Origin of the sequence: Streptomyces sp. NPDC101227 (assembly GCF_044767545.1) — a bacterium.
In the GTDB taxonomy this organism is placed as follows: Bacteria; Actinomycetota; Actinomycetes; order Streptomycetales; family Streptomycetaceae; genus Streptomyces.
In genome coordinates, this window is record NZ_JBIWOD010000031.1 from 1 (window position 1) to 17,442 (window position 17,442).

Annotated in this window: 8 protein-coding genes and 2 pseudogenes; 8 read left to right on the top strand and 2 right to left on the bottom strand. The window is 67.5% G+C overall.

Translation table 11 applies throughout. The features are described from left to right. The 5 genes and pseudogenes from ACIRPT_RS39345 to ACIRPT_RS39365 all read left to right on the top strand — a co-directional run. Positions 1 to 1,755 (top strand): annotated as a pseudogene (locus ACIRPT_RS39345) (hypothetical protein); the annotation flags it as partial. After that, positions 1,752 to 2,510 carry a hypothetical protein gene (locus ACIRPT_RS39350; protein ID WP_403836465.1) on the top strand — a complete coding sequence of 253 codons (759 nt, stop codon included), beginning with the start codon at positions 1,752 to 1,754 and terminating at the stop codon, positions 2,508 to 2,510. The pseudogene ACIRPT_RS39345 and the gene ACIRPT_RS39350, both read left to right, overlap by 4 nt. Positions 2,511 to 3,738: 1,228 nt before the next feature. Continuing rightward, positions 3,739 to 4,485 carry an immunity 49 family protein gene (locus ACIRPT_RS39355; protein WP_403836467.1) on the top strand — a complete coding sequence of 249 codons (747 nt, stop codon included), beginning with the start codon at positions 3,739 to 3,741 and terminating at the stop codon, positions 4,483 to 4,485. An 11-nt stretch (positions 4,486 to 4,496) separates the two neighbouring features. Continuing rightward, entirely contained in the window at positions 4,497 to 4,775 is a 279-nt protein-coding gene (locus ACIRPT_RS39360) for a hypothetical protein (protein WP_403836469.1), read from the top strand. Between the two features lie 154 nt (positions 4,776 to 4,929). Further along, positions 4,930 to 5,178 (top strand): tyrosine-type recombinase/integrase, encoded by a 249-nt coding sequence (locus ACIRPT_RS39365; protein ID WP_403836513.1) that lies wholly within the window; start codon positions 4,930 to 4,932, stop codon positions 5,176 to 5,178. On the opposite strand, the pseudogene ACIRPT_RS39370 reads toward ACIRPT_RS39365, so the two are convergent. Continuing rightward, positions 5,138 to 5,284, bottom strand: a pseudogene (locus ACIRPT_RS39370) (peptidase C39 family protein); the annotation flags it as partial. The gene ACIRPT_RS39365 and the pseudogene ACIRPT_RS39370 overlap by 41 nt on opposite strands. Before the next feature lie 633 nt (positions 5,285 to 5,917). Then, positions 5,918 to 10,969 (bottom strand): DUF3320 domain-containing protein, encoded by a 5,052-nt coding sequence (locus ACIRPT_RS39375; RefSeq protein ID WP_403836471.1) that lies wholly within the window; start codon positions 10,967 to 10,969, stop codon positions 5,918 to 5,920. Between the two features lie 193 nt (positions 10,970 to 11,162). Here ACIRPT_RS39375 and ACIRPT_RS39380 point away from each other — a divergent pair, with 193 nt between their 5' ends. The 3 genes from ACIRPT_RS39380 to ACIRPT_RS39390 all read left to right on the top strand — a co-directional run bounded on the left by ACIRPT_RS39380 (position 11,163) and on the right by ACIRPT_RS39390 (position 17,270). Continuing rightward, a complete protein-coding gene (locus tag ACIRPT_RS39380) occupies positions 11,163 to 11,462 on the top strand; it encodes a hypothetical protein (protein ID WP_403836523.1) in 300 nt (99 codons plus the stop codon). Next, a complete protein-coding gene (locus tag ACIRPT_RS39385) occupies positions 11,347 to 11,664 on the top strand; it encodes a restriction endonuclease (protein ID WP_403836515.1) in 318 nt (105 codons plus the stop codon). The genes ACIRPT_RS39380 and ACIRPT_RS39385 overlap by 116 nt, the downstream gene beginning before the upstream one ends. Before the next feature lie 311 nt (positions 11,665 to 11,975). Next, positions 11,976 to 17,270 carry a sacsin N-terminal ATP-binding-like domain-containing protein gene (locus ACIRPT_RS39390; RefSeq protein ID WP_403836473.1) on the top strand — a complete coding sequence of 1,765 codons (5,295 nt, stop codon included), beginning with the start codon at positions 11,976 to 11,978 and terminating at the stop codon, positions 17,268 to 17,270. Positions 17,271 to 17,442: the final 172 nt, after the last annotated feature.

Here is a 17,442-nt window from a genome sequence, read left to right on the forward strand (position 1 = left end):
TGGCTGCGGGACTCGCGAACCGCGGTGCTCGATACCGGCAAGGCCTTTGTGGCCTGGGACCAATGGGAAACGAACGGCTCCCGGGCCGCCGGCGCGGTCTCCTTCAACGTCGTGACCGCCGTCTTCACCCGCGGCGGCGGCGCCGCCGTGGAGGGCGCGGGCAAGGCCGGCGCGCTCGCCAAGGGACTGTCCGCCGTCAGCAAGGTCGGCAGCGCCGTCGACCCGATGACCTACGCCATCAAGGGCGCGGGCGCGAGCCTGTCAAAGGTCAGCGACGTGATGGCCCGCCTCAAGGACCTCGGCCACGTCGAGGTCCCGAAGATCTCCGAGGGCGCCTTCAGCCTGCCCGAAGGCGCCGAAAAGCTACCAGACGGCACGATCCAGCTGCCCAAGGGCGCCGCCATTCCAGAAGGGGCAACCAAGCTCCCGGGCGACAGAATCGAGCTGCCCAAGGACACGGTCACCCTCCCGCCGAACACAGTGAAGGACCCATTCAACGGGAACTACACGGATATCAAGGGCGACCTCTATGGCAAGGACGGCAGGCTCCTCCAACGCGCCGAAGACGCCTACAAGGAGAAGCCCACCCCGCCCACCACGGGCGCGGACAACCCGCGAATCGAGGCCCCGGCCCGCCAGGAGCAGCGGGTCCCGGCCGGTGTCGGCGGACGTGGCGACGACTTCGCACGCGTCGGCTCGGACGTGCCCGAACCAGCCCACGTGAGAGACAACGCGCTCCACCGCAGCACCCGTCCTGGCGACAACGTCCCCGTGGGCCGCGCCGGCGGCCAGAGCGCGCCAGGGGGCACCACTGACAACCACATGCCCACAAACAATCACGCCCCGAGCGGCAGCGGGAGCACCGCCCACACCCCGGGCTCCGGCGGGCCGGACAACTCCACCAGCGGTGCCGGCCGCACCATCGAAACAAGCGACACGGGCAGCGGCGGCCGCAGCCCCAGCGACGGCCAGGCCGTCCCGCACCAGGGCCACGGCCCCATCGGTACCGGCGGCGGACACGACCTACCCGGCGCCGACGGCGTGGACGACCTTGGCCACGCCGGCGACGAGGCAGTCGGCAACGGGCCGGTTCCGCACGAGCCCGAGAGCCCGATCCTCCCCGGTGGGTCCGAGGCCAGGCCGGACGGCGCTCGCTACGTCGTCGAGCCCCCTGCCGAAGATGCGCAGGCGGCACGGTTTTACGATGAGATCCGGACCAACCCGGGCGCCTTGGATATCAGAAATATTTCCGAAAATACCGGTATCAGCACTCCGGTGCTGGACCGCGTCCGCACTCACTTCTTCCTCACCCAGCACGTGGTGGCCCAGGCACCTCGTGACGCACGGCTGGCGTATTTCACACCTCGCAGTGACATCGCCGAGATTTGGCAGGCGGCCAGTAAGCGCACCCTGACCCCTGAGGAAACGATCAAGTTCGAGCGCTATATTGCTCATGAATACGTGGAGAGCCATCTGATCGAGGCGGGCGTGCCGTATCTGCGTGATGAACCGCACCTCTGGGAGTTCTTCCAAAACCCGCGCGAATCCGGATATTCTCACGTGTGGCCCGAAAGGGCGGCGGACGCTGGTGCCCATGACCTGTCTTTGAGTGAGCGCCGTGGCGGCTTCAGTCACTGGGCTGGATTCGACCTCGACGTTCCAACGGTGGAATTATCACCCAATCTCGCAAATATCGACGAAGTGATTGTAGCCCTGTTCGATGAGCTGCGCTCGAAGGGAATTGAGCTAAAGTGACCGACCGTACATCACCCCCCGTACTGAATCGTCTTCGGGCGGTGGAATGGATAGGGGACTGGGATTACGCGTTCGGGCATGCAGTTTCCCGCCGCATTCTATTGCGTGAATATATGCGGCGAGCGGCCACGTGGGCCCAGTTTTACTCAGTCGAGAGTGAGTGGCCTTTCTTTGATGCCACACAGTATGTGGACCCGGAATTTCAGCTTCCCTTGGAATTTACTGCAGAGCTTGACGACTACCTGGGTCATGTGCCCAGCGGAGCCGTTAGGCGCACCTGTGCGGGTGCGGTGCGTATGGCGGAGCTCCGGGCACAAAACCCGGCCGCGATTCCCGACCTCCCCGATCTCTACGAGCCGCTGGTTCTCTTCTACGAACGGGGTGGGGAGTTCGTTCGTGACAACGCCGGTTTCCTCGACCTGACAGGCGTGCTGTTCCGGCCCGGAACCCTGCAAGGCCACCTCGACAGCCCGCCCCTCAGCAAGCTCAGCGACACCGTCCTCAACGCCGTCGATGCCAAGGGGCGCATCTCGTACTACACCGCGACCGACGACCAGGGGCTTCTTCTGAGGCGTCGCGAGCTGCGAGGCGAGCAGCATGACGAACTGTTCAGCCAGAGCCTCCGATGGGAGCCGACGGATCAGATCTCCGACTCCGAAGCGCAGGCGAAGGAAGCAGGCTTGGTCGAGCTCGACGAAATCGCGGCGGCCGAGCTCATCGGAGTGATCGTGGACAACGCGTCTTACTGTCGCTAGTGGGGTGAGCGCCGACGCTACGCGGCAGGGCCCGCCGACAGCGCCGTCAGATCCGATCAGCGGCGAGGCCGAGCAAGCGCGGCGCTGACGACGTGGCAATCACGCTATCCAAGGCAGGCGTCGCGGGAACAGCTGACGTCACCGCAAAACGTTTCACACTCAGATCGGGCAAGGATGCGCCGATCCTCAGCATCATGGTGATGACCGACTGCCTGCCCAACCCCAACTGGCGGCGGTGAGCCGAAGCTTCCCCCTGCTGGCTAGAGGGTGTCCTTGGGCCGGCGTGTCGCGGAGATGCTCGTAAGGACGTCCGCTGAGCTGGTGGAGCAGGGCCTCTGCGCGGGATCGGACCGCCCCTGGGGGTAGCTGCCTGGGAGCCGGTCGAACACGGAGGTGCCATGTCTGCGGCAGCCCGTAGGGTCTCCTTCCTCCCAGAGGCAGGAGCCGGCGTCCCTGGCGATCCGAGTCCTGGTCATCACGGACGGGGAGTCAGCCAGGTCGAGCGCAACCTTTTGCACTGTGCTGGCGAGCAACTGCCAGCCGGCGCGAGCAGGCAATGAACACGGACCACCTCCGCTGGCCAGCAATTCGCGGTGTCGCACAGCGTCCTCGTGCTCGGGTGCTGTCGACACTTTATGGGGCCAACCCAGTTGAAGCTTGCCCATGTGCTCAATCGTGTCGGGTGAGCTGACTTCGTCCTGAGCGGGAGCGAACGCGAGGTGAGGGAGTGGGATGTCCAGCCCTTCGGCAATCCGGCCGAGCACCTCGATGCTCTGGACCAGACGCAGGCCGCGTTCGATCAAGTCTGGAAGCGGAAAGATGGCGGGTATGCCGCCGTCAAGGCAAAAAGTAGTGTCGAAACCAGGCTGAGTGCTCGCAACCTGCCCAACGGAAGGAGCGTGTCTCAGGTCTCCTGGGAATATTTCCTCGACATCATTCGGAAACGAATAAGCGCGGCGAGCACAACATCGTGGAAAAGCGTCTCGTGCGGCATCTCGAAAAGGCACCCAGAGAGGACAAGCTAGAGTATGTCGTCGTCAAGGACGAGAGTAATTCCGGGATAATACACTGGCCACCAGCATCGATGATTCGACATCACCAAGAGGGATCTTCTGTGACCGTTACTGTCACCCGGCATCGTGCGCCAGGCCCCAATGCTGCGGAGTGGGCGCAGGAGCTGAGCCAGGACCTGCTGGAGGATATCGACGAACTTGAGTAGTCCTCGGAGATGATCGACTCTACGTTCAATACCGCTCTTCTGTACCTGCAAGCCCGCTGCACGATCGATCCGCGATCCGCGGAGCTGGAGACGTGGGAAGCGGTCGTCAACGCGATGCAGCTGGGCTCTGCAATGTTCGCCGCGGCAGGCGTGAGCGAGGGCACTGTCCAGTGCCGAATCGACCGGGAGCTACGCAATATCCCAGCGCTCGGTCCGAGTTCTTTCGCTGACGCGGGTAACTGGCTGACGTCGTTCTGGTTGGCGGTTGTGTGCCGGGACCAGAAGCGGATGACGGAACTGTGCGAGATCCCGCTTGACCGTCTCCGTTCGCCAGAGGGGGCGTACGACGAGTACATCTACCACTGGGTGGACGTCCTGCAGACGTACTGGTTGCAGCGGCCGGGTCTGGTGGACAAGCTCATCGCCGCGATCGAGACGTCGCACCCAGAAGCGGCTTCGGCCACTCCCCGGCCTCTGCTTCAGGCCGTGCTCTACCCACCGATCAACCTCTTCCACCGCTTCGTCACCAAAGATGAGCAGGGCTTCAACCAGGCTCTGGTGGAGGCGCTGGAGCTACACAAGGCGTACTGGACCGCCGACGAGGACCGGGCGACGGACCCCGACGGTCGTATCGCTCTGGGCCCGCTCGCCGTTGCCTGCCTCGCCTACGACGGGGAAATCCCGATCGAGGTCGAGTCGGAGTACCTGCCCAAGCATCTTCTGCAGGGCGGTTGGCTCGGCGAGTTCCCCACGTGAGACATACGAACGTGGCCCGCCATCCCTTCCCCATGGGAAAAGCTGTGGAAGGCCTCGCCGTGCTCCAGGAGAACGCACAGGAGCTGATCGACGGGCTGGAGGAACGCTCCACCCGTCTGGGTCCACGTCTGGAGCCTGCTGTGTGGCTCATGGTGTGCTGTGGATTGCGTATCGGAGAGTCGTTGGGAGTCTTTCCGGAGGACATCGTCGACGGCACGTTGCGTTGCCGGCGGCAGGTTGTGCGTATCAAGAATTCCTCAGGTAAGTACGGTACCTTTACGCTCCCTTGAAGTATCGAAAAGAGGGCGAATGGCGCGATATACCGGCGCCCGCCACCCTGGAGCCGATTGCCGAAAGGCTGCCCATTCGGAATCAGGCCGGAGGCATGATCTACCCGGACCTTTTCCGTAAGTCCTGGGTTCGCGCGAGCTCAAACGCCTCGGGCTGCCCGATTACAACCCGCACGACCTCCGGCACAAATGGTCCACCGCGCCCCTGAGCAACGGCGTGCCCATCCACGAGGTCCCCCGCTGGATGGGCCACAGCTCCCTCAAGATCACGGTGGACCGGTACGGCCACCCCACCCTCGGCGGCAGCGAGCGCTGCCGTCAGGTCATCGAGCTCATCGGGGCGACCTTCGGGGTGCAGATGCTCAGCGGATTCCCAGCTGCCACAGCACCCGCCGCTGCCTAGCCGCCGGCCGCGCCGGGTAGTACAGGTAGCAGACGCCCCCCGAGCCGCCCACCACCTTGCCGTCGGCGTTCTTGCGCTTGGTGCGCAGCCAGATGTTTTCGAACTGGGATGCGGACGATTAGCAGACGCCGGACACGATGGCAAACATGCAGGTCAACGGCTTGGGCTCGTTCACTCCGAACGAGCCCAAGCCAGGGCGTGCTGACTTCGTGCTGACTTCCGCTGCCGTCCATTCCGGGCCGGTCGGCGGCGTTGTGCTGGATCGGTGCTGAGTCTTGGTATTGACGGACGCGGACGTTCCCGACGCACCGGGGCCAGGCACGTTCGATCCCCACAGCGAGTCACCGGCCCCACGTGGGCTTCCTCTCTGGAGGGGACCACGACGGCTCCGGACGGTGATCTACGGGGCCGTTTGGTACGGCCGCGATCCGTCCTTAATGTGTCGCACTCCCGCCTACGGAAGTGGACAGCTATGAACCAATCCATGTGGACAGTGCCAGCCTTGGCTGACTTTCTCCAGAAGCCCGTCTCATGGGTTTACGACAATCACGAGAAGCAGGCCATCCCAAGTTTCCGCGTGGGGCAACAACTGCGGTTCTGGCCTAACGAGATAAAGCAGTGGCTGGAGAACAACTGCCGCGAACGGGAGGCTGCATGAACCAGGCGTGCAAGGAGCCCCTGCACGCCGCTCCCCCGCACGCCGAACGCGTGATGGCGCATCCGGTCCACCACGGTGCCGTCACCCGACCACCGTGATGTGTCCGTCCGCATCCCTCAGCCTGCCCCCGCGGTGCAGTTCGTCGATGTCGGAGTCCAGGAAGCTGCGAATGTCCCGGCCCATGCGACGCCAGCCAAAGAACTCGCCCGCGTGCCGGACCAATTCGTCCCGCGACATGCCTGGGCACTCCGCGGCAAGTTCGTACAACGCCAGCTGCCTCTCGGCCGAAGCGATGTGCGCGGCCTTGCGGGGGGTGTGGCCCTCCCCCGGAACTCGGGCGTCCAGCTCCTCCCGGCCTGCCACGTCCAGGAACTGTCCGTCGACGGTGATCTGCCCTGAACGGACGAGACCGCGCACCGCTTCCCTCACGTTGTCGCGGATCCGGTTGCCCGCCCGGGCGACGCCCCAAGCCTCCCGGGCGCGCTGCACCAAGAGCTCCTCGTGAATGGGTCCCTCGATACCGATGACCTTGGCCAGGAGTTTGCTCAGCGCGGGCCGGGCCTCATGGGTGTGCAGTTCGTACGGTGAGGACACGGTCATCTCGCACGTCTCGTACAGGGAGCTCCACGGCCGGTCGGGCTCGGTGTCGACAGGAACGCGCTCATGCTCCGCGGGCGCCAGGGCCGTCTGCAGCGTCCCGTTCCCTGGTCCCGGAGAACCGGGCCAGGCCGACGTAGCAGAGAGCGGAGCGGCCGGCCTCGTGTCGGTGGTGTTCCCCGCCCCGTCCTCGGTGGCGACCGCCCTGTTCATCGCAGGATCCGCCGAGGCGGAATCCGACATCAGTCCCCGTTCGACCGCCAACGCGATCGCCTCACGCAGCCTCAGCTCGGCGGCAGTCCGGCCACGATACCAATCGGTGCCCCAGATGCGGTGCAGCCGCCAGCCCAGCCCGGCAAGCACCTCCTCCCGTAGACGGTCGCGGTCGCGAGCCGTTCTGGACGAGTGGTACATCGCACCGTCGCACTCAATACCGAGCGCGTAGGCACCAGGGAACTCCGGATGGCGCACTCCGATGTCGATGCGGTATCCCGCGACACCGACCTGCGGCTGAACGCGGTAGCCCCATTCGCGCAGCACCTGCAGGACCGACTCCTCGAAGGGGCTGTCCGGCTCGGCGTCACCCTGCGTCACGTCCTGCGCGAGGACTGCGGGACCGTTCTCGGCGTACTCCAGATACCGCTTGAGGTGCTGAACGCTTTCATTCGCGCTGTCGGTCAGGCTGCTGCCCCGGAAAGACGCAACGACCTCCATGCGGAAACGCGCCCGGGTGACGGCGACGTTGAGGCGCCGCCAGCCGCCCCCCTTGTTAATGGGACCGAAGTTCGTCCCGAGCTTGCCGTGCTCGTCGGGGCCGTATCCAATCGACATGATCACGACGTCCCGCTCGTCGCCCTGGACGGATTCAAGGTTCTTGACGAAGAACCCGTCTAGCCGGTCCTCGGTGAAGCAGTGGTCCAAGTCGGGGCGGAGCAGTCGGGCCTGCTGGACGGCTTGGTCGATGGCCGCTGCCTGCGCCTGGGAGAGGGTGACGACGCCTAGGGTGCGGTTGGGTCGCGTGTCGAAGTGATGGATGACCCGCTGGGCGACGGAATCCGCCTCCACACGGTTGTCGCGTCGGCCACCGCGGTCGTACACGCCCTGTGTGTGGAAGAACTCGACGCCGATGTCGTTGCCGTGGTCCAGTGCTCCTGGGAAGGTCACCATGGAGTTGCCGTAGAAGGACTTGTTACTGAACGTAATCAGGCCCTCGTGACGGCTGCGGTAGTGCCAGCGCAGGGACAGCTCGCGCAGGGCGCCCGCCTTGCAGGCGTGCAGCAGCGACTCGAAACTGTCCGGAATGTCCTCGTCATATTGGTCGGAGTCGTCGTCGACGGCCGAGTCGAAGAAGGATGTGGGCGGCAGCTGCTTCTCGTCGCCGGCCACGATCAGAGAGCCTGCCCGATATATACAGTTGACGGCATCCGCTGGGCGGACCTGTGACGCCTCGTCGAAGATCACCACGTCGAAGTGGAAGCCCGCAGGCAGTAACTGGCTTACTGTCAGAGGACTCATCATGAAGCACGGCTTGATCAGTCGGACGACTTCACGGGTCTGGCCGAGCAGTTCCCGCACTGGCATGTGGCGTCGCTTCAGCTCCGCCTGCTTCTTGATCACCAAGGCCGCCCCGCCGCTGAACCGACGTGGTCGGCGCTTGTTGCACGCTTCGATCACGGCACCGCTCGCGGCAGCGACCAGTCGGCGGTCTGCCTCCTGGAAGGAGGCTACCCGGGCGTCCAGGTCCGCGGAGCGGGTGGTGGCGAGCCGGGTATCCGTGGCCAGGAGGTCGTCGGCCCAGCACTTGAGCACCGACTGCTCGACGACCGCAGGCAACCGATCAGGCAGGATGCCTCGTTCGACGGCACGCGGGACGACTGCATCGGCACCGTGACGCGCCAGGACGGCCAGTCCGGCGCGGTATGCCTGCCATTCCTCTGGGCCGCGCGGGTCGGCCCGGAGTTCGTCGACGGCCCGCTGGGCCTGATCGAAGGTACCGAACAGGGAGAAGGACAACTGAACCTGGCGGGAATTCTCGAAGAGGTCATTCAGCGCGGTCGAGGACTCCGACCAGCGAGCGGAACGACGCGTCGCCGCGTCGCACCAGCCGGCCAGCGCGCCGCGAATGCCACGGGCCAGCAGCCCCGGCAACGGGTCGGGCTCGGTGCCGTCTGCCAGGCAGGCAATAAGGAGGTCTCGGTGAGCCATCCCGCGGGTGAGTTCCGCGATGCGGTCCGCAGCTGCCAGCACCGCTTCCAGGGCGGGCAGTTCGTTCTCGTCGCTGGAAACGTAGCCGCCCAGCACCTTCTCGTGGCGTGCCACCAGCCGTGTTACCTCGGCCGCAGTGTTCTGCCAGGCCAGGGCGTCGTCGAGACGCTGAGGTAGCGTCTTGTTCCAGGCGCCGTCGCACGTGAGTGCGGCCACCGCCGCGCGATCCTCCCGATACTGGCCGGACAGACGCGCGAACACACCCCGGTGCTGTTCGGTGAACCTCTCGACCAGGGCGGGCAACTCTTCGACCTCCAGCACCTGCTCACCAAAAACGTCTCCCGCTGCCGCGCGGGCGGCCGCACGGACGGCGAGCGCGTCCCGCAGCTCCAGAGCAGCTCGATGTGCCTCGCGTAGCCCTTCCTCATCAAACCATCGCGCAGGCGGCCGCTTCGCCGCGGAGGCCAGATCGGCGAGTTCCAGTAGGCCGAATGCGGCTTGGGCGGTTTCCGGCTTGGGCAGTCCGAACAACTCGGCCAGCTGGGCGAGGCTTCCGGAGACGTCGTACGACAGTTCGCCGCCAACCGTGTCGGCCGTGGCTGGGTCCCGCTCAGGCAGGCCCGCTTGCAGAGTCAGCACGGTCTGCCGTACGTCGTGCACGGTACACGGTTCGGGAGTCGTGACCGCTAATGGGCGACGCTCGGCAGCCGTGCGCAGGTCCGCGAGCGCATCGGCGGCCTCGGCGAGGACCGTGGTGGGGGCGGCGGCCCCCTTCAACCCGCGCCAGACGAACGCCTCGCCCTCCGCTGCCGGGCGCCAGGACCGGCTGACGGCGCCGGCGGCTTCCATGAGCGCCTGCAGCTCCCCGGCGCCGAGCCGCCGGACCGTGTCGGTGCTCCGTGCGCCGAGGGTGAGCTGCGGAGTATCGGCCCGCTCCAGGAGAGCCAGGCGGCCCAGGACGTCGTGGAGGGAACGGCCGAGCGGTTCACGGGTCTGGTTCATGGCCGCCGCGTAGGCGGACAGTTCCTCGCGCAGCCGACGGGCCCGGTCGAGTTCGTGCTCGGCCGCGCCGGTGATCCGCACCTCGGTGGTCAGCACCCGTTCGAGCTCCGTCGCCACGGCCTTCTTGCTGGTGTCGCCGCTGTGCAGGGCCATCACGAAGTCCCCGAGCCCGACACCTCGCAGCCGGTTGCGGACCACGTCGAGCGCCGCGGCCTTCTCGCTGACGAAGAGGACGGAACGGCCGGCGTGCATGAGTGCTGCGATCATGTTGGTGATCGTCTGGCTCTTGCCCGTACCGGGCGGACCGCTCATCACGAAGGAACGGCCGTCCAGCGCGGCCGCGATGCACTGCCGCTGCGAGGAGTCCGCGTCCAGCACGAGTGGGGTCCGCTCAGGCAGCTGGATCTCATCGATGCGGTCGAGCTCGGTAGGCTCGAAGCCGATCAGATCGTCGGGCAACCCCGCGTCGGGTCCGAGGCCGACAGCCCGGACCAGCGGATGAGCGAGGATGCGCTCCTGGTTCTGCTGGAGGTCCTGGTACATCGCCTCCTTGTACGAGGCGAAGAGGCCGATTACCACGCGCTCGTCAACCGACCAGCCGTCCTGTCCTCGCGCGACTTCCCGGGCGGCGGCAAGAACCCCACCTGGATCGGCCACGTCACAATCGGCGACCGAGCTCCAGTCGACGCCCATCCGGTCCAGCTTGACCGCGAGCGCGGGGTTGAGAATCCGATCCTGGTCCTCCGCCAGGTGCAAACGCGTCTGCCGTCGGCCGTCCCGGCGAAGCTCCACGGGCACGAGCACCAGCGGAGCGGAACTGGTCTCCTCAGCGCCCTCCTCCCGCCAGTCCAGCATGCCAACGCCAAGCCAGAGCACCCACAGGCCGTAGTCGTTGTACATCTGGCCGGACTTCTGTCGCAGTTGATAGAGCGACGCGCCCAGCCCCGCCTGCGTGTTCTTTTGTGTCACCAGGCCGGAGATGCGTTCGCGGCCGCCGGCCGTGGAGGTGGTGTCGCACGCCTTCCCGCCGCCCGGAGCCACCGGCTCTCCGACCACGCTGCCTTCGACGGGTTCATCGTCCTTGACTGGAGCGAAAGACCAACCGCGAGCAAGCCCGGCTAACACCTCAGTGGGGTCAGGAGCCGTGATCTCCAGCGTGGCGGTCCTCGTATGGCGAAAGTTCAGCAGGCGGTTGCGGCCGCCAAGGTCGACCAGGGAACTGCGCCAACTGTCCAGAACGACCTTCAACCGGTCGAGCGCGGGGTCACTGCCCCCTGCAGCGCCACCGCTGCCGCGCTGCGCGGCTCCGGTCGTTCGCGAACTGGGCATACAGACGTACCTCCGAAGGGAATGCGCAGGAGGCAACAACCCTCGCCCCCAATGCGGTAATTATTCTCTGCTGACACCCCGACACACCAGTCCCAGCGCAGCGCTCCCCCTACGGCCAAGTACCTGGAAGCGCATGACCCGAAGCCGCTGGCGAGGTGGCGAGGTGGCGAGCTGGCAGCGTCCGATACCACGGATGCTCGGGGCTCAGACAAACCCGTACGACCTGGAGTGCCTCCACAACATCGCCGCCTACCAGCACATGACTGGCACCCAGGTCGAGCACACCATCGCCGACCTCGCCCGCCGCGACCCCTCGGTCCGCGCCGCCACCGTCTCCGGCGGCGCCAATGAACGCGCCCTCGACGTCCTGCTCCACCTTGGCCGACGGACGCCGCATCGACGTCCAGGGCAAGCGCTACGCGCCATCGAACCGCGTACGAGAACTCGTCATCTACGCCGTGGACGGCACCACCCGCGCCTACCACCGCTGTGAACAGGCCCCCATCATCACCACCAGCTCCTTCACCCCAGCCGCCCAACGCGCCAACCCCGAACTCGACCACCCTCTGCGCCAATGCTCTTCGGTAGGTGCGGCTTCAGCCGAGCCCACTTGCGTCGGAGAGATCACCCCGCCTCACGACGGGCGGAACGACATGGACGCCGACCAGTCACCAGACTCGTCACACACTGCCTAAAGATTCAATCCGCAGCCTTCGACGTGACTGGACACACGGCTCCCCAACGGATAGCTCGGGAGCGAAGGCGCGCAGCGGACACCGAGGTCCCGTCCGTGGCGCCCCTTACGAGTCCGAACACCGCGCTGCGGAGGACCGCCGCCAGCCCTGGGCCAGCTCCTGGTTCAGCGCCACCGTCTCCCGCGCTCGTCAGCAGGATCGGGATTCGCCAGAAAATATGAGCCCTGAACCGGTTTGATGGCTCTGCCGGGTCGATCCCGGCAGGTGTACGCCGTGGTGTGTGCGGAGCGGGGGGAGCAGCCATCACATCGATGTGGGATGCCGCGGACGGCAACGGCTTCCGGGAGGCCGTGATCGCCCTGACCCGTCGGCGGATCGAGATCTACCGGGACGCGGGTGAGGTGTGGCGGTTCGCCGAGAGCCTGAAGTCCGTCAGTGAGGACACGGCCCAGGAGTACGAGGGCCGCACGCTCCTCGAACTCGTCCAGAACGGGCACGACGCCCTGACCGCCGAAGGCCCTGGAAGAATCGCGGTCCTCGCGGTGTCCGAGGAGAGCGGCGGCGGTGTCCTGTACGTCGCCAATGAAGGGGCCGGGTTCACCGAGGAGAACTTTCGCGCCATCACCGAGCTGGCCCTGTCGAGCAAGGCGGCGGGTGAGGGCATCGGCAACAAGGGGCTCGGCTTCCGCAGTGTGCTGCAGCTGACGGACTGGCCCGAGATCTACTCGAAGTCCTCGCGCACCTCCCCGTACTTGGACGGCTACTGCTTCCGGTTCGCCAGGCCCGAGGACGTGCACGCACTCGTGCAGGATCCGGCGCTCGCGGCCCGTGTGATCGAGGACGTCTCTCCTCTCGCGCTGCCGGTACCGGCGCAGGCGACGGATCCGGTGCTCAAGGAACTGGCCGAGGACGGGTACTCCACCGTCATCAGGCTTCCGTTGCGGGACGCCCACGCCTGGGAACTCGCCGTCGCCCAGGCGGCGGACATGGTGCAGGGCGAGGTGCCCCTCCTGCTCTTTCTCGACCGCGTCGCCGAGCTCCTCGTCGAGGTGCGTGACGATTCACCGGCCGGTAGCCGCCGGGTGCTCTCGCGTGCTGAACAGCCCTCGGAGTTGTTCGAGGCGCGGGAGAAGGACTGGGTTCAGGAGGTCGATCTGGCAGAAGCGGGCCGCTATCTGCTGGCGCGCCGGACGCTCGACCCGGGTGCGCTGCGTGACGCGATCAGGCGCAGTGTCCGGGCACGCGAGATCGACGGCGCATGGGAGCACTGGGACACCGAGGCGTGGGTGGGTGTGGCGCTGCGGCTGGACAAACCGCTCACCCAGGGGCGGATGTACACCTTCCTGCCGATGTCCGCCGCGGCTCCTGCCCCGTTCCCGGGACATGCGCACGCCCCGTTCTTCACGAAACTGGCCCGGCTCGACATCAGCGAGGCCGTGGGCCTGAACGACTTCCTGCTCCACCAACTCGCCCGGCTGGCAGTGGAACTGGGCCGTCGGGTGCGCGCGGAGGCACCGCACGGCACGGCAGCGGACCTCGTCCTGGACCTCATGTGCTGGGACCCGCCGGCCCGGCTCGACGCGGCCCTGAACGAGGGGCTTGCCGCCGAACCGATCGTGCCACTGGACGGCGGGAAGGCGTGGGGCTCGCTGCAGGACGCGTACGCCTGGCCGGACGGCAAGCGCTCCTGGCGGGTCCTCACCACCGAGGCGCTCACCCGCGCGGGGGCGGACCTGCTCGCTCCGTCCGTCGGTCCTGTCCGGCACGCACGTCTCGACAGACTGTGCCGGGCCGTGCTCGCGAAGCCGCTGCGCCCTCCGGCGCTCGTGACGGCCGAGTGGGTCGAGAAGGTGGCCCGGACGCTGCTGGACGGTGCGCAGGCGACGGCCAGCCCGCGGTGGGCGGACTTCTACAGCGATGTGGCCTGGGCGTTCGGCCGAGACCCGGGCGTCCTGCGCGGCCGAAGCATCATCCTGGACCAGGACGGGCGGCTGCGACATGCGCTCGGAGGCTCGAGGGAGCCCGGACGGAAGGACGAGACCGTCTTCTTCCATCCCGACGTCGAGAGCGGTGACGCCGTCACCCGGGTACCCGGCGACCTCAAGGCGCTGCGGCGTCGCATCTCCTTCACCCATCCGGCGATCCCCTGGGACGGCGGCGGGCGGGAGTTCCTCGAGCGGAACGAGCTGGTGCGGCCCTACCAGTTGGACCGGGTCTTCGACGCACTGCACGACCTGCTCTCCGGCCGTCCTTCGGACGCCCTGAGCCGGGATGCCCTCACCTTCGCGTTCCGGCAGTTCCACCTGCTGACTCAGGCGCAGCGCAGACGGCTCTCCCGCATTGCCTTCCGGCTCCCGTTGGCGACGGGCGGCTGGGGCAGGGCGACGCGCTGCTCCTTCTCGCCCGGGTGGGGCACAGAGGGCGCGCGGCGGCTGGAGCGGTTCCTCGATGCGGGCGGGTCCCGGATCCCGGCGCTCGCCGCCCAGCGGGAGCAGTGGATCAGTGGCCCCGACGACTGGCCCGCAGCGGTGTCCGACCGGGCCGCGTACATCGAATTCCTGGAGGCCATCGGCGTGTGCGACGGCCTCAGGCCGGCCACGGTCGGCGAGCGTCTCGGGGCCCTCAACGGCAAGGACCTGCGCCCTGCGCACCTCGCCGCGCGCTTCGAGCTAGGGGACGAACTCGGCGCCGCATGGGCCGCGGACGTCCGGACGGGATGGACCAGATTCGCGCACCCCTGGACGCCCTACGCGTTCGAACGCCCGCCGGCTCACCTGCCGGGAGCCACCGACGTCGCCGGGCTGGGCTCCGTCGCACGGCGCGAGTTCGCCGAACTGCTGATGCACGGACTGCGCACCTGGGGCGACGACACGTTCGCCGTCACCGTGCACAGACCCGCCTACACCTTCAAGGACGCCCACACCTGGCCGACGCCGTTGGCCTCCTACCTGCGCCGCTTACCGTGGCTTCCGGTGGAGGACGCGGACGCGGGCGGCCCGAACTTCGTCACCCCGGACCGGGCGTGGATCAGCACCGACGGTGAACTCCCGGCGTTCGTCCCCGCGCTGCCTCTGTCGACCCGCCGTCTGCTCAGCGACACGACAGTGGCCACGCGGCTCCGCCGGCTGGGGCTCCGCGGTTGGGACGACCCGCAGTACGCGGGAGCGGCCGTGAAGCAACTCGCTGACCTGCTCGACAAGGGGGACGTGCCGGAATACCTCAGGGTCTCCTTCAAGAAGCACTACGGGCGGGCATGGTCGAATGTCGCGCAGACCGGGTGCTGGCCGTGGAGCCCCGGGGAGAAGGCGCGGATCGTCGTCAGCCGCAGCCAGGCACTCGCCACCACGGTGCCGGCGGCCGACGAGGTCACGGTCCACGTCTGTGACGAGGCGGACCCGCTGAAGGAGGCACTCGTCGAGCTGGCGGGTCATCCGGTCCTCGTCGCCCCGCCGGAGAACGGTGAAGCCATCGCCCGTATGGCCGACGTCCACGGGCTGAGGATGGCACGCACGTCGGTCACGCAGGTCCAGGCACGTCATCGCGCAGGTGGCCCGATCACGCCCGCCGGACACGCGGCGCCCCTCGTCGACGGCCGCGAGTGGCTGGTTGTCGTGGTGGCGCTCGCCGTCGAGCTGAAATCCGGAGCGTTCCTGCGCCGCAGCGAACGCGGTGTCCGGGCCCTGCTAGAACGACTGCGCACCGTCCGCGTGGTCCATGCCGACGATGTGGAGATCGCCGTCTCGGGAGTGCCGACGGAGCCTCCGCCGACGACTCGTGCGCTGCCGCTGCCCGACGACGCGCACCCCACGGTGGTCGTCTGGAGATGCGACGCGGGGTGGGACGAACTTCAGGCGGCAACCCCGGCCCTTGCGCAGCTGCTGGGCAGTCCCTGGTTGCAGGACGCACTCGAACTGATCCTGGTCAAGCTGGAGCGGCACTTCGGCAGCCACAACCCGCCGCGCATCGACGACGCCACCCTCGCGACGGCGCTGGACACGACCGAGGCCAAGGTCGCAGAGATCAGGCGCAACCTGACGGGAGACGTTCAGGACACGGTGCGACTGCTGCGTCCCGTACTGGCCTGCCTGGCCGGTGACGCCTGGGACGACGACGCCTCACACGTCCTCGGCCGGGCGGCGGGCGAGCCCGAGCTCGTCGAGACCGTCGGCCACTACGCCCCGCACCTTCCGATTCCGGCGGCCGACCTGGTGGCCCTCGCCCGGTCGTCCACGACGCCGGCCGAGCTGCGCGACGAACTGGGGCTCGGCTTCCAGCAGTTCAACGCGGCGCTGGCCTCGCTCGGCCCCGGATACACCCCGTACTCCTATCCCGAGCTCCACGAGCAGGTCTTCGGCGACTTCGTGCACGCACGCTCCGAGGTTCTCGTGGACCGGCTGCGTGAGCGGTACGCGGCGGCTGCGCGCGAGGGCCACGACACCTCCGACTACGTGGCGGCCCGAAGCCTCCAGGGCCTCCAACCCGACCCCGGCTGGCTGACCCGGTTCGTCGCCCCGCCCGAGGACGTCATGCGGGCCAGGGTGCAGGAGTGGCTTCGTGGGCACGGCGCCGACGACGACCTGGAACGCCCCGCCCAACTCCCGCCCGTGGACCGGCTTCGCGCACACAACGCCGCCTCGCTCGACGCATTCGTGTCGGCAGTGGGCCCTCTGGTGGCCGCATGGTGCCGCGGCCATGGAGTCCCGGTACCCGTCGGCTGGCACGGTGCCGTACTTCTGGAGACCAGGAGTCTCCTGGAGGGAACCGGACTGAACGACCTACTGCAGCTGGGTGAGGACCAGCTCCTGGACGCGGTGGCACGCGCCGTGGGATGGCCCGCCGGTATGCCACACGCCGCCGACCCGGTGCAACTGGGCCTGACCGGCAGGGATCTCGCGCGGGAGCCGGGGTGGTCCACGGGGCTCGGCGGCTTGCGTGGCGCGGCGCCGCGCACGATCACGATCGGGGACAAGGAGGTCACGGTGGGACGTGATCAACTCTCCACCATTGCGGACGTCGCGTCGAGAACCATCGACGAGTCCTTCCTCGCCCAGTCCGGCAGGGTCCGTCTCGATGCGATTGCCGGTGTGCCCTCACCACGGCGTGGAGGTGCCTCCGGCAAGGCGCGCTTCGTCGTCGCGACCATGAAGCAGACAAGCGAGGACCAGCGGTCGGCCATCGGCCTCGTCGGAGAGGTGGCCGCGCTGGCCTGGCTCCAGAGGCGTTACACCGAAGTGAGATGGAGGTCGGGCTATGCCGCCCTCCTGAACGAAGACCGCGAGGCGTCCGACGGTCTCGGCTACGACTTCGAGGTCGCTTGGCGCGACACCACACGGCTGTTCGAGGTGAAGGCGCTGAGCGACCCCAGTGCCGACCGGATCGAATTCGAACTCGGGCCGTCCGAGGTGGACGCCGCGCGCCGCCACGCGCAGGGCAGCCGCTACCGCATCCTGCTGATCACCTCCGCCCTCGATCCGGAACAGCGTCGCGTGTTCGAGCTGCCGAATCCGTTGTCCACGCAGGGACGCGATCGCTTCAGGATCGTAGGCAGAGGACTGCGCTATCAGTGCTCGCCCCTCGGAAGGACGAAGGGCGCCAAAATGCCGTGACCGATTCGCATGATGCAGTTGCGCCGCGCCCGCAACGGCTGTGCCCGGCACGGGTTCTGGGGTGACCTTGCCGTTGCGTCAACTTCTACGGTCGTGTGTGACCGAGATCGCGGCGTTGCTGGCCGTGGAGGTCGACCAGGTGGAGGCATTTAAACCCTGCGCAGCTATCACG